The sequence below is a fragment of the Candidatus Pelagibacter sp. HIMB1593 genome (assembly GCF_052047755.1).
Lineage (GTDB): Bacteria > Pseudomonadota > Alphaproteobacteria > Pelagibacterales > Pelagibacteraceae > Pelagibacter.
Window position 1 is genome coordinate 257,416 of record NZ_JBNAJK010000001.1, and the last position, 12,275, is coordinate 269,690.

Consider the following 12,275-nt stretch of genomic DNA (forward strand, 5'->3'; position numbering starts at 1 on the left):
ACATGTTTAAGATAATTCCCAATAAAAAAAATATTGGGGCAGAAATTACTGGTAACGTTAAAAAAATTTCTAAAAAAGATTTTAAATTTTTTTTTAAAGCACTCGAACTTTATGGTATGATTTTTTTTAGAAGACAAAAACTAAATTCTTCACATTATATAGCGTTTGCTAAACATTTTGGTAAATTAGCAAAATATCCAAGACTAAAAGGATTAAGTAAGAAATATAAACAAATTACTGTCGTTCAAAGAAAAGCAACAGATAAAGGACCTAGTTTTGGAGAACAGTTTCACACAGACTCAATTTACACAAAAAAACCACCTAGATTTACAATGCTTTATTCTAAACTAGTTCCTAAAAAGGGTAGAGCAAATACTGAATTTTCCTCTCAATACTTAGCTTATGATTATTTGCCTAAATCAATAAAAAATAAATTATTAAAAGTGAAGGGAAGGTACTCTTCTGAAGGACCAATTTCAGTTACTACAAGAGAAAGAGTAAAAGAGAAGGGTAGAAAGATTGATGAATTAAAATCTATTCATAAAATTATAAAAAAAATAAACTCTAAAAATACGATTTATTGCAGTCCCGGACATCTTGTAGGATTTTCTCCAAATTTAAAAAATTCTGAAAAAGTTAAAAAACAATTATTTAAGCACCAAGTTAAAAAAAAATTTCAATACTCATTAGAATGGGAAAAAGATCAGTTAGCTATTTGGGACAATAGATCCATGCTCCACCAAGCTACCCCTTTTAAAGGCAATAGAATTATGCATAGAATAACTATATTGTAGTTATAATAATTCGTTTAAGGATTTTACCTCACCAATATTAAATGTAATTGCATCTTCTCTTTTAAATCCATAATTTTCTGCATTATCTTTAAATCGAATTGGTGGTTCCATAATTGGCTCTAAAGATAAAACAAAAGTCCCCCAATGCATTCCTAATACTTTTTTGCTTTTAAGATCTTTTGCTACATTTAAAGCTTCTTCTGGAGTTGTGTGATAAATGGTTTTATCGAACATTGGTTTAAAATTATAGGCTCCAATGTTGATCATAGTAAGATCAATTGGACCATATTTTTCCCCTAATTCTTTATAAATATTTCCATAACCAGTATCGCATGCAAATAAAATTTTCCTATTTTTATATTCAATTAAAAAATTTCCCCACAAAGTTTTGTTTGTGTCTGTTAGGCTCCTTTTTGACCAATGAACTGCCGGTAGCAAGGTTACTTTTAAATCACTATTAATATTTTTATGATCATACCAATCCATTTCATTTACATCTTTGTAATTCTTAAAATATTTTCCAAGGTTAAGTGGAACCAACACTTTTGCATCCTTGTATGGAAAATTTCTGATAGTTGACATATCTTGATGATCATAATGATTGTGAGTTAATAAAAATAAATCTGTTTTTGGAATTTCGTTTAGATCTAAAGCAGGTTTAGTAAATCTTTTTGGTCCAAATATTAACGGACCTGCATTTTTTGAAAAAACAGGATCAGTAATAATTGTTGTATTACCTAATTTAATTAAATAAGTAGCGTGCCCAATCCAGGCAATGTAATCACCATCTTTGTATTTTTCTAAATCAGATTTAACTTTTTCTTTTTCGACAACATGTTCATTTGAAAAATTAAGACTAATTTTTTTTCTTAGTTTACTGAAAGTTCTATAAGAAAATTTACCCGACCTAGATATCACAACAGGCGAACCTTTAGGATTTCGAAAAGTTCCATCTGATAAATGGTGATAAGGTTTCTCTTTCATTACATTAATTATTTTTTTCCATTAGCCACAAATCATCTCCAGCTAAAAAGTAAATTTTCCCATCAATAGGGTGAACTTGTATGTCTCTAATTCTCCCAATTTTATCCTTAAAAATAATTTCCTCTTGGATTTCAGATGTGTTTGAAAATATTAATTTTCTTAAAGATTTATCTTTAAGAGAAGTAATTAATGCATGACCATTCCATTCTTCAAACTCTTTACCTTTATAAATTTTAATGGCACTTGCAGCGATTGATGGAACCCAATATCGAATGGCTTTTGTAAATCCTGGTTTCCATTTTGGACCAATTTTAGTACCTGAGTAATTTGTTCCTCCCCATCCTAAAATTTTCCAACCATAATTTTCTCCTTTTTTGGCCTCTCCGAACCAATCACCACCTCTTGCTCCATGATTGCTCATATAAATTTTTCCATCAAATTCTGAAAAAGTTAAACCCTGAGGATTTCTAACTCCTATCTGGTATATCTCTGGAAGCCAATCTGGCTTACCTTCAAACTTAGGGTTATCTTTTGGAATACTTCCATCTAAATTAACTCTAATAATACTGCCCGGATGTTGAGTTGGATCTTGAGCAATCATATTCAAGCCTCTTTCACCTGCAGAAGCAAATAAGTAATTTTCCTTGATAGCAAGTCTCGATCCAAAATGATATCCAGACTCAATTGGTGGATTTGCTTGAAATATATTCTTAAAATTTAAATAATTCTTATTTAAATCTGCTTTTGCAATTGAGGTACTTGTTTTCCAGTCTCCTCTATTTTCTGAATATGAAATCCATAATTTTTTATCTTTATGAATAATATCTAAAAGACCACCTTGACCGTGAACAAAATAGTTTAAATTATGTTCAACTTCAGAAATATTTTTTGAAACAATGTTTATTATTTTAATTTTGCCACCTTTTTCTGTAACAATTAATTCTTCACTATTAATGAAACTTGAACCCCATGGTTCACTAAAAGACCCTAATTTTTCAAAATTATAATTTTTAGAATTTGCTGTTGTAGAAATTAAAATAAAAAAAAATATAAAAATAAATTTTTTCACTTTATGAAAGTTTAGATCTACCACCATCTACAGCTATAACTTGACCAGTGATCCAAGAACTATCTTCTGTAAGTAAAAATTTAGCAAGTGATGCTGAATCTTTTCCTTCCCCTAATCTTTTTAATGGATGAGCTTTTGCAATACCTTCTGCTAAAGCAGCATTTTTTAACATTGGTTCAGCAATTTTAGATTTTGTTAAACTTGGTGCCACACAATTTACTCTTATGTTTGGAGCAAATTCTGCAGCTAAAGAAACAGTCAGACCTTCAACAGCTGCCTTTGCTGACGCTATAATTGCATGATTGGTGAAACCTCTTTGTGCGGCAACAGTTGAAAACATTACAATTGAACCTTTATTTTTTTTTAAAGTTTCTTGATATCCCTTGATAGCTTCAACAGCAGAATAAAGATTAAGTTTCATACATTTTTGAAAATCTCGTTCATTAATCATTCTAAGTGGCTTTAAGTCTATGGATCCTACACAGTAGGCAAATCCTTTTATTTCAGAAATATCTGATTTAACTTTTTCTATAAATCCATCCTCCAAAACATCCGCAACAGTATGTGAGCACCCAAGCTTTTCTACAATTGGAGCAAGTTCAATTTCATTTCTTGCAACTAAATGAATATCATTTCCTGAATTTTTTAATTGTTCTGCTAAACTAGATCCAATCGAGCCAGTTGCACCAAAAATAAGATATTTTTCTGACATAAAAATTTTTATTAGTTATATTTAAATATGAAGTTATTTTTTATACTTGGCAATCAATTATTTCCAACAAAATACATTGACCGCTTCAAAAAAGACCATTTATTTTTTATGGCCGAAGACAAGGGTTTATGCACCTATGAAAAGCATCATAAACAGAAAATTTTATTATTTTTATCATCAATGCGATCTTATGCTGATGAGTTGAAGAAAAATAAATTTAAATTAGACCATGTCAAAATTGAAGACAAAGAGTTTCATGATGATTATTTAAAAAAGTTAAAAAAAATTATTACTCAAAAAAAAATAAAAGAAATTTCTAGTTTCGAGGTAGAGGATAAATTTTTTGAAAAAAAAATTTCTCAATTTTTAAAAAAAGAAAAAATTAATTGGAATGTAATTCAAACACCAATGTTTTTAAATTCTAGAGAAGATTTTAAAAATTATCTATCAAAATCAAAAAAACCTTTTATGGCAACTTTCTACAAGGATGTTAGAAAAAAATCTGGAATATTGATGGGGTCAGATGGTAATCCAATCGGAGGTAAATGGAGTTTTGATGAAGATAACAGAAATAAATTACCAAAAGATATATTAATTCCTAAATTTCCAAAAATTAATGAAACTAGTCACACAAAAAAATTGAAGCCTATTATTGAGAAGGAATTTAAAAACCATCCAGGGAGTACAGAGAATTTTTGGTTTGCTACTGAATATGACGATGTAGTTAAACTTTTAAACTTTTTTATAAAAGAAAAATCTAATCTATTTGGTGATTATGAGGATGCTGTTGATCAAAAAGATAATATTCTTTTTCATAGCGCTTTAAGTCCTTATATCAATTTAGGCATAATAACACCTGAACTTGTAATCCAAAAAATTTTAGATTTTCATAAAAAAAATAAAATTAGAATAAATTCCTTAGAGGGTTATGTGCGTCAGGTAATTGGATGGAGAGAATTTATGCGTGGAATTTACCAGTCCTACTCGCATGAAATGGAAACAGGAAATTTTTTTAAACAGAATAGAAAAATGAAAAGTTCATGGTATGAGGGTACTACTGGTCTTCCACCATTAGATTATGCGATTAAAAATGCAGTCAATAATGGCTGGTCACATCACATTGAAAGATTAATGATCTTATCCAATATTATGAACCTCTGTGAGATAAAGCCTACAATTGTTTATAAGTGGTTTATGGAGATGTTTGTAGACTCATCAGATTGGGTAATGGTTCCGAATGTTTATGGAATGGGATTGTTTAGTGATGGAGGGATTTTTGCGACTAAACCATATATTTGCGGATCTGCATATTTTATGAAAATGATGGACTTTAAGAAAGGTGATTGGTGCAACACCATGGATGGTCTTTATTGGAGATTCATAGATCGGAACAGAAAATTCTTTTTAAAAAATCCAAGACTATCAATGATGGTTAGAATTTTTGATAAAATGAAAGATGAGAGAAAAAAAATGATTTTATCAGAGGCTGATAAATTTATTAAACAAAATACAAACTAAACTTTATGTATATTGCCATTACTGGTTTAAAGCCAAAAAATTTTTTTTCAAAATTAAGATTTTGGTTGTTAGCAATCCCATCTTTTAGGGCAGCACAAAAAGCTGAAGGAAACATATTTTGTGAAACGAAGCCATTTAACGGATACCAGCATACTTTAACAGCTTGGAAAGATAGAAAGCTGATGGTTAAATATTTAAATGGAACTGAGCACTCAAAAGCAATGAGAAATTTTAGATCAATTGCAACAGGTTCTACATATGGTTATGAAAGCGATCATATTCCAAATTGGGATGAAGCTTTAGATCTTTGGAATAAAAATTTTAAAGAATATTAAATTGAAAAAACAAAACTTACCCTCAAAAATATGTCCTGTATGTAAAAGACCATTTACGTGGCGAAAAAAATGGAAACTTAATTGGGATAGAGTAAAATATTGTTCCAAGAAGTGTTCTAAGCTAAGTTAATCATAGTGAATATAATTGTACTACAACATATTAAAATAGAAGATCCAGGCTACATTAAAGATTTAATGCTATCAGATGGATTTAATTTAACCACAATAGAGTTAGACGAAGGTGAAAAAATACCAGAGGATCTTAGTAATTTTGATGGAATGTTTTGTATGGGAGGACCGATGGATACCTACATGGAAAAAGAATATCCATGGTTAATTGAAGAAAAGAAAAAAATTAAAGAATTTGTTGTAGATTTAAAAAAACCTTATTTAGGTTTTTGTTTGGGTTGCCAATTATTAGGAGAGGTAGTGGGTGGTAAAGTTGTGAAATCAAATCCTCCAGAAATTGGTATTATGGATATTGATTTTTCGAAAGAAAAAGAAAACGATAATTTGTTTTCACAATTTCCTAATAAAATAAAAAGTTTACAATGGCATTCTTATGAGGTCCAAGGAATTGAAAAAAACAATGATATAACTTTATTGGCTTCTTCACCGATTACTAAATATCAAATATTTAAATATCAAAACCACGCTTACGGAATTCAATTTCATATAGAAATAAAAGATACAACAGTCAATGAATGGGGATGTGTACCTGAATACAAGAAAGCTTTAGAGGATCAGCTTGGGAGTGATGCTTTAAAAAAGTTTGATCAATCAGCAAAAGATAATATGAATGACATGAACAATTATTCTACAATGCTTTACAATAATTTTAAAAAACTTTTATGATTTGCATAAAGACTGAAATACCTAATGAGTTAAACGATATAGATGATGAACTTAAAGCAATCTACCACAGCAAAGATACAGTTTGTTTTTACATTTTTAAAACAAGAGAGTTAAGAAATGAATTTTTAGAAAAAACAAAGGGTATGAATAAAAGTGAGCGTGAAGAGATATATAAAAATTATGAATAATAAAATTTTTGAATGGGCAGGGGTTATTACAGCAATATTATATTCTTTATTTGTGGCTTTAAATATAGGAATAGAATTTTTTGGATTTTGTTTGTTGCTTTTGTCAGCTATTTTAATTGGAATTTGGGCTTACAGGGGCGGCCACAAAGGAATTCTTTTACTTCAATTCTTCTATGCGACTGCTGGAATTATAGGTATGATTCGATGGTTTTAGCTCAAGGTTGAAACAATTTTAGGAATATAATTTTTAAAATTAAAAAAACCTTTATTACAATATTGCCAAGCTAACTGATCAAGGCTCCTGTATAAAAAACTCACATTTATATCATTCGAGTTTAAGTAGTCTAAATTTTCACCAACTGTTGGATACAAACCATAACAATTTTCAATGTTTGTCACTTCACTTATATCAATTAACTGAAAATCAATAGATTGATTTTTTAATCTTTGTCCTTGGTCTTCTATTAACTGAGATTTAAATTTCACTAATTTTTCACTGAGTTTAATAGATCTATTTTCATTTTTGTTAGAAACTAAGTAAATTTTCTTAAAGTTTTTTTCTTTAAAGTCAGTGATTTCAAATGAGAGATTATTATCAAAAATTAAAAGATTTTTTTCTTCAATATTTTGTGGGTTAGTAAAATCTTGTTTTATTATTTGATAAGATTTTTCTGAAATTTTCGGAGGAGCATTTTCATTCAATTTTATGTTTTGGAATCTATTGTTAGTGAATTTTTTAATATTCCATTCACTAGCAAGATAGTGTTTGCCTTGAGTTTGAACACCTGCAACCCATCGCCATCCTAGAGTATTTGATGCAGCGTCTCCATCATAAAGATGTTTCATGAAAAATTCAGCACCTAATTGCCAAGGTAATTCTAAAGTAAAAATCCAAATACTAGCAAACCACATTCTTGTGTGATTATGCAAATAATTGTTTTCTTTTAGATCGTTAACCCACTCATTGAAGCATTCAATATCTGTTTTTCCCTCAATTGCTGAGAGATAATTTTTATTATTTTGAAGTTCTTTTTTTATTTGATTTAATTCAATAAGATAATCTGCCCAAACATTTGGTCTTAGCTCTAGCCAACCTTTCCAATAAGTTCTCCATAAAACTTCTTGAATAAATTTTTCATTTTTTGAAAAAGAAAATTTGCTTAGAGTTTTCTGGATGACTTCTTTTTCGTTTATAATTCCGTGTGTTATGTATGGAGATAAGCATGATATATTAGATCTTTTTTCAGGACCAAAATCAAAATTTCTTAATTTAGAATAATCTGCAAGACCGTTATCGATAAAATTATTTAATTGATTTAAGGCCTTAGCCCTTGAAGCTTCAAACATCATTTTAAATTATTTTGATTTTTTTTTCTTGAGACCCAATTTATCACTATGTCTCAATCTTAAGACAACAATTGCTCCAGCAATTAATAAAATCGCGACCGCTTCATAAACAAGTGCAGTAGGATCCATTTCTTTTCCTTGTAAAATAATAAATCGTGCAAGAGCAGTAATCGCAATAAGCAGTGGAAGGGTAATACTAATTGATTGTTGGTTCCAAAAAACTCTAACCATCGCCAGGACCTCTAGATAAAGAAACATTAATAGTAGATCAGCTAATGTTACAGATTGATTTAAGAACATATTTTTCATCTCAATTCCAACTGCAATAACTGTGCTGATTAAGATAATAACCATCAAAGCTAGTTGTAAGTTTTTTGCTATCTTGTCCATTATTTATCTTTACTAAATGGAAGCCATTTTTCAAAAACTGATTTTGACGGCCCATCATAAGGAATTGAATAAGAACTTGGGTTAGGACTAGTTAATACTTCAATACCTTTTGAAAAAACAAATATAAATACTATCACAAAAACAATTACCATAATCTTAAATGGGTCAAAATTTTTAGTTTCAAATACACTGCTAGATCTTTCCTCTGCTTTATGAAATTGTTTAAAAGTCATATACACAGCAAAAATTAATCCTACATGCGCCACATAAAGACCTGCCCAACCAAATGCAAATGTTGTGTATGAGAATACATATAAACTGAAAACCGTAGTCCAAATAAAACTTAGAACTAAAAGAATTTGTAATCTTACAGTTTTTGGAAGAGCTCGAAGGTCGTTTTTACTGTCGTCAAATAAAATATTTGCAGCATCTTTCATCCAATTTTTTAATGAATCCATAATTTCACGATACAGTTTTAAGAAGTTTTAACAAATGTTAAATTGACCTAAATTTAATTAAGAACGTAGTTTTTTCTTATGAAAATTAATAAATCTTTCAACATTAGATTTATTAAATGTTTTGTTTTCTTCAAAGGAAACTTTTTTCATAGAGTAGGCAGAACTATTTGTTATTCGAGACTCGATTATTACATTTCCTTTATAAAGTTTAAGTTTTACTGAGCCATTAACTTTGTTTCTTTTAAGGTCTACAATTTTTTGAAGTTTAAATCTTTCTTTTGAATACCAATAACCATTATAGATAAGTTCAGCATATCTTGGCATAATCTGATCTTTTTTATGCATTGTTTCTTTATCTAAAGTTACGGATTCGATTGCTCTATGTGCATGAATTAATAAAGTTCCACCTGGTGTTTCGTATACCCCTCGAGATTTTATTCCAATAAATCTATTTTCAACTAAATCAACTCTTCCTATTCCATTTTTTCCAGCAACATTGTTCAGCTTTTCTAATAGTTTAGAAGGAGACATTTTTTTTCCATTAATTGCAAAGGGATCTCCATTTTTAAAATTGATGGTAATAAATGAAGGCTTGTTTGGAGCTCTTTCAGGAGAAACTGTTCTTTGGTAAATAAATTCTGGCGCAGAATTTTTTGGATTTTCTAACACTTTCCCTTCAGTTGATGTATGAAATAAATTATCATCTACTGAAAAAGGTGGAGCGCCTTTTTTATCTTTTGGTATTGGTATCCCATGTTTTTTCGCATAGTTAATTAAATCAGTTCTTGATTTTAATTTCCAAATTCTCCATGGAGCAATAATTTTTATTTTTGGTCCAAAGTAATGATAGCCTAATTCAAATCTTACTTGGTCATTTCCTTTTCCTGTAGCACCATGTGAAACTGCATTAGCTTTAAATTTTTTAGCAACTCTTATTTGGTCTTTGGCAATCAATGGTCTAGCAATAGAAGTCCCCAAAAGATACACGCCTTCATAAATTGCATGTCCTCTAATCATTGGATAAACGTAATCTTTTACAAAAACATCTTTTAAATCTTGGATAATAATATTTTTGACACCAAATTTTTTCGCATTCTTAAAAATTTTTTTTCTATCAATTTCTTGACCAACATCAGCAGTGTAACAAATTACTTGAGCGTTATAATTTTCTTGAAGCCATTTTAAAATTATGGATGTATCTAAACCGCCTGAGTAGGCAAGTACAATTTTATTTTTTGATTTCATTTAATTATGTGCAAGCTTTTTTTGATGCATTGTACGCTTTGGTAAATCCAAGCAAAGAATAATGATCAATTGTTTGGGATCCATTTTGATTGTATCCAGTAATCATTATTCTTGATCCCTTCTTCATTCTACTAATCATTTTTACTTCAATTTTGTTATCAGCAATCCATGCAAATCCTTGTTGCATTATATCAAACTTAAATTTGTTCTTTCCAGATGCTGCAATAACAGAATTCTTGTTATTAAATTCATATCCAGGAGTAACACTTACTTCATTTGAAATATTTTCTTCTGGTCTAAAAGTTACAAATAATTTTGCATCTCTTTTGTTTGATTTTGGTGCTTGAAGTACAGGTACTGATTGAGCAAAACATACTTTGCCATCAGGTTCATATGCCACCATTGCCTCCCAATCTTTGTAATTACCAATTTTTTTTACTTCCTGTGCAAATAGATGATTTGAACTTAAGATAAGTATAGTTGATAAAATTAATATTTTTTTAATTAAGGACATGGGTTTGGATAAATTGTTTGAACTTGATTGATTTCTTCAATGACATCATTAGATAAATTTACATTTACACTTTCTATATCTGATTTCAACTGCTCCATTGTAGTTGCACCTATAATTACACTTGTCATAAATTCTTGAATTTCACAGAATTTAATAGACATTTGAGTCATATTTAAATTGTGTTTCTCACAGATTTTAAAATAAAGTTCTACTGCAGCCTCTGTGTTAGGTTTTCTATATCTTGTCCAAAAATCAAAGTCTCTTTCCATTCTTGATCCTTTAGGAAAATTTTTATTTCTGTACTTTCCCGTTAAGTATCCACTTGCTAGCGGTGAATATGCAAGGCATCCAATTTTTTCTCTAATAGAAACCTCGGCTAATCCCACTTCATAAGATCTATTTAGTAAGCTGTATGGATTTTGAATAGACATCATTCTTGGTAAATTTTTATCTTTTGATAGCTGTAAATAATTTAACGCTCCCCAAGGAGTTTCGTTTGAAAGACCAACGTATCTTATTTTCCCAGCTTTAATATATTTATCTAATTCCCCAAGAACATCTTCAAATTTATTCCATTCATTTTCTTTATGAACATAACCAAGTCTTCCAAAATTATTTACATTTCTTTCTGGCCAATGCAGTTGATATAAATCAATATAATCTGTTTTAAGTCTTTTGAGACTATTGTTCAAAGCCGACTCTAAGTTTGGACCTGTAAAACTATTTTCTCCATTTCTTAAATAATCTCTTGCTGGACCAGCAACTTTTGTAGCTAAAATAACTTCTTTTCTTTTTTTTGTTTTTTCAAACCAATTACCAATTATTTCTTCAGTGTCTCCATAAGTTTCTTTACGAGGAGGAACTGCATACAATTCAGCTGTGTCCCAAAAATTTACTCCATTGCTTAAAGCAAAGTCCATTTGTTCAAATGCTTCATCTGGAGTATTTTGTTCTCCCCAAGTCATTGTACCGAGACAAATTGTACTTACATCAAGATCGGTATTTCCCAATTTTTTGTAATTCATTAATGTTTTATGTTAACTTTTTATTAATCTTTTAAGGTGTCTTGAATAATTATTAAAAGACTATTATATGTAGCATATTATGGAATTTGATAAAAACGGAATATTAAACAGAGCAAAAGCAGCGCAACAAACTGCAGCTGTAATGGATGAAGGCTTAAGAGCCTACATGTTAAAAGTTTACAACTATATGGCAACAGGTGTGTTGTTAACAGGGATCATTGCATTAATAACATTTAAGATGTCAGTCGTGACTGATCAATCAGGAGCAATTGTTGGATTAACACAAATGGGGAATGCAATTTATTTGTCAGGACTTAAATGGTTAGTAATGTTGGCTCCTTTAGGTATCGTTTTTTACATGAGTTTTGGAATTAATAAGATGAGTGCTTCAAAAGCTCAAACAACATTTTGGGTGTTTGCAGCTTTAATGGGACTTTCATTGTCTTCAATCTTATTAGTTTATACTGGCTTAAGTGTTACTAGAGTGTTCTTCATAACTTCAGCAACTTTTGGAGCGATGAGTATTTATGGTTATACAACTAAAAGAGATTTAACTAAGTTTGGATCATTTTTAATGATGGGATTGATTGGTATAATTATTGCATCAATCGTTAATATTTTCCTAAAGTCTTCAATGATGTACTTTGTAATTTCAATTTTAGGTGTTTTAATTTTCGTAGGTTTAACTGCTTATGATACTCAAAAAATTAAAAACATGTATGTTGCAAGTGACTCTGGTGAAATCGTTGGAAAAAAAGCAGTAATGGGTGCTTTAACATTATACTTAGACTTTATTAATCTATTTATAATGTTGTTAAGACTTTTTGGTCAAAGACGATAA

At 29.5% G+C, this 12,275-nt stretch carries 17 protein-coding genes; 8 read left to right on the forward strand and 9 right to left on the reverse strand.

Annotation, left to right across the window (positions count from 1 at the left end; translation table 11 throughout):
- Nucleotides 1–2 precede the first annotated feature (2 nt).
- On the forward strand, nucleotides 3–794 hold the full coding sequence (locus ACTTA0_RS01365; RefSeq protein ID WP_440672514.1) for a TauD/TfdA dioxygenase family protein: 792 nt from the start codon (nucleotides 3–5) through the stop codon (nucleotides 792–794).
- Here ACTTA0_RS01365 and ACTTA0_RS01370 read toward each other — a convergent pair whose 3' ends face one another.
- Genes ACTTA0_RS01370 through ACTTA0_RS01380 form a run of 3 tightly spaced genes read right to left on the reverse strand, consistent with a single transcriptional unit; the run spans nucleotide 795 to nucleotide 3,559 of the window.
- On the reverse strand, nucleotides 795–1,778 hold the full coding sequence (locus tag ACTTA0_RS01370; RefSeq protein WP_440675690.1) for an MBL fold metallo-hydrolase: 984 nt from the start codon (nucleotides 1,776–1,778) through the stop codon (nucleotides 795–797).
- Nucleotides 1,779–1,782: 4 nt separating this feature from the next.
- Nucleotides 1,783–2,874 carry a PQQ-dependent sugar dehydrogenase gene (locus ACTTA0_RS01375; RefSeq protein WP_440675691.1) on the reverse strand — a complete coding sequence of 364 codons (1,092 nt, stop codon included), beginning with the start codon at nucleotides 2,872–2,874 and terminating at the stop codon, nucleotides 1,783–1,785.
- The gene (locus ACTTA0_RS01380) at nucleotides 2,849–3,559 is read right to left on the reverse strand and encodes an SDR family NAD(P)-dependent oxidoreductase (protein ID WP_440675693.1); all 711 of its coding nucleotides are present in this window, start codon (nucleotides 3,557–3,559) and stop codon (nucleotides 2,849–2,851) included. Before ACTTA0_RS01380 ends, ACTTA0_RS01375 begins: the two co-directional genes overlap by 26 nt.
- Before the next feature lie 27 nt (nucleotides 3,560–3,586).
- On the opposite strand from ACTTA0_RS01380, the gene ACTTA0_RS01385 reads away from it, so the two are divergent.
- Genes ACTTA0_RS01385 through ACTTA0_RS01410 form a run of 6 tightly spaced genes read left to right on the forward strand, consistent with a single transcriptional unit; the run spans nucleotide 3,587 to nucleotide 6,669 of the window.
- Nucleotides 3,587–5,077: a cryptochrome/photolyase family protein gene (locus tag ACTTA0_RS01385; RefSeq protein ID WP_440675694.1), complete on the forward strand. Its 1,491-nt coding sequence runs from the start codon at nucleotides 3,587–3,589 to the stop codon at nucleotides 5,075–5,077.
- Nucleotides 5,078–5,082: 5 nt separating this feature from the next.
- Entirely contained in the window at nucleotides 5,083–5,412 is a 330-nt protein-coding gene (locus ACTTA0_RS01390; RefSeq protein ID WP_440675695.1) for a hypothetical protein, read from the forward strand.
- 1 nt (nucleotide 5,413) lies between these two features.
- Nucleotides 5,414–5,542, forward strand: a complete 129-nt coding sequence (locus ACTTA0_RS01395) for a DUF2256 domain-containing protein (RefSeq protein WP_262589955.1) — start codon at nucleotides 5,414–5,416, stop codon at nucleotides 5,540–5,542.
- A gap of 5 nt (nucleotides 5,543–5,547) precedes the next feature.
- Nucleotides 5,548–6,267 (forward strand): type 1 glutamine amidotransferase, encoded by a 720-nt coding sequence (locus ACTTA0_RS01400; protein ID WP_440675697.1) that lies wholly within the window; start codon nucleotides 5,548–5,550, stop codon nucleotides 6,265–6,267.
- Nucleotides 6,264–6,455: a hypothetical protein gene (locus ACTTA0_RS01405; protein ID WP_262589953.1), complete on the forward strand. Its 192-nt coding sequence runs from the start codon at nucleotides 6,264–6,266 to the stop codon at nucleotides 6,453–6,455. The genes ACTTA0_RS01400 and ACTTA0_RS01405 overlap by 4 nt, the downstream gene beginning before the upstream one ends.
- Nucleotides 6,448–6,669 carry a hypothetical protein gene (locus ACTTA0_RS01410; RefSeq protein WP_428078984.1) on the forward strand — a complete coding sequence of 74 codons (222 nt, stop codon included), beginning with the start codon at nucleotides 6,448–6,450 and terminating at the stop codon, nucleotides 6,667–6,669. Before ACTTA0_RS01405 ends, ACTTA0_RS01410 begins: the two co-directional genes overlap by 8 nt.
- Here the strand turns inward: ACTTA0_RS01410 and ACTTA0_RS01415 are convergent.
- Genes ACTTA0_RS01415 through ACTTA0_RS01440 form a run of 6 tightly spaced genes read right to left on the reverse strand, consistent with a single transcriptional unit; the run spans nucleotide 6,666 to nucleotide 11,434 of the window.
- A complete protein-coding gene (locus ACTTA0_RS01415) occupies nucleotides 6,666–7,805 on the reverse strand; it encodes an FAD-binding domain-containing protein (protein ID WP_440675698.1) in 1,140 nt (379 codons plus the stop codon). The genes ACTTA0_RS01410 and ACTTA0_RS01415 overlap by 4 nt on opposite strands.
- A 6-nt stretch (nucleotides 7,806–7,811) precedes the next feature.
- On the reverse strand, nucleotides 7,812–8,192 hold the full coding sequence (locus tag ACTTA0_RS01420; protein ID WP_075504930.1) for a phosphate-starvation-inducible PsiE family protein: 381 nt from the start codon (nucleotides 8,190–8,192) through the stop codon (nucleotides 7,812–7,814).
- Nucleotides 8,192–8,650, reverse strand: a complete 459-nt coding sequence (locus ACTTA0_RS01425; protein ID WP_262589950.1) for a hypothetical protein — start codon at nucleotides 8,648–8,650, stop codon at nucleotides 8,192–8,194. Before ACTTA0_RS01425 ends, ACTTA0_RS01420 begins: the two co-directional genes overlap by 1 nt.
- A gap of 57 nt (nucleotides 8,651–8,707) precedes the next feature.
- On the reverse strand, nucleotides 8,708–9,895 hold the full coding sequence (locus tag ACTTA0_RS01430; RefSeq protein ID WP_440675700.1) for an argininosuccinate synthase: 1,188 nt from the start codon (nucleotides 9,893–9,895) through the stop codon (nucleotides 8,708–8,710).
- Nucleotides 9,896–9,899: 4 nt separating this feature from the next.
- Entirely contained in the window at nucleotides 9,900–10,409 is a 510-nt protein-coding gene (locus tag ACTTA0_RS01435) for an invasion associated locus B family protein (RefSeq protein WP_440675702.1), read from the reverse strand.
- Nucleotides 10,400–11,434 carry an aldo/keto reductase gene (locus ACTTA0_RS01440; protein ID WP_440675704.1) on the reverse strand — a complete coding sequence of 345 codons (1,035 nt, stop codon included), beginning with the start codon at nucleotides 11,432–11,434 and terminating at the stop codon, nucleotides 10,400–10,402. The genes ACTTA0_RS01435 and ACTTA0_RS01440 overlap by 10 nt, the downstream gene beginning before the upstream one ends.
- Before the next feature lie 79 nt (nucleotides 11,435–11,513).
- On the opposite strand from ACTTA0_RS01440, the gene ACTTA0_RS01445 reads away from it, so the two are divergent.
- The gene (locus tag ACTTA0_RS01445) at nucleotides 11,514–12,275 is read left to right on the forward strand and encodes a Bax inhibitor-1/YccA family protein (protein ID WP_262589945.1); all 762 of its coding nucleotides are present in this window, start codon (nucleotides 11,514–11,516) and stop codon (nucleotides 12,273–12,275) included.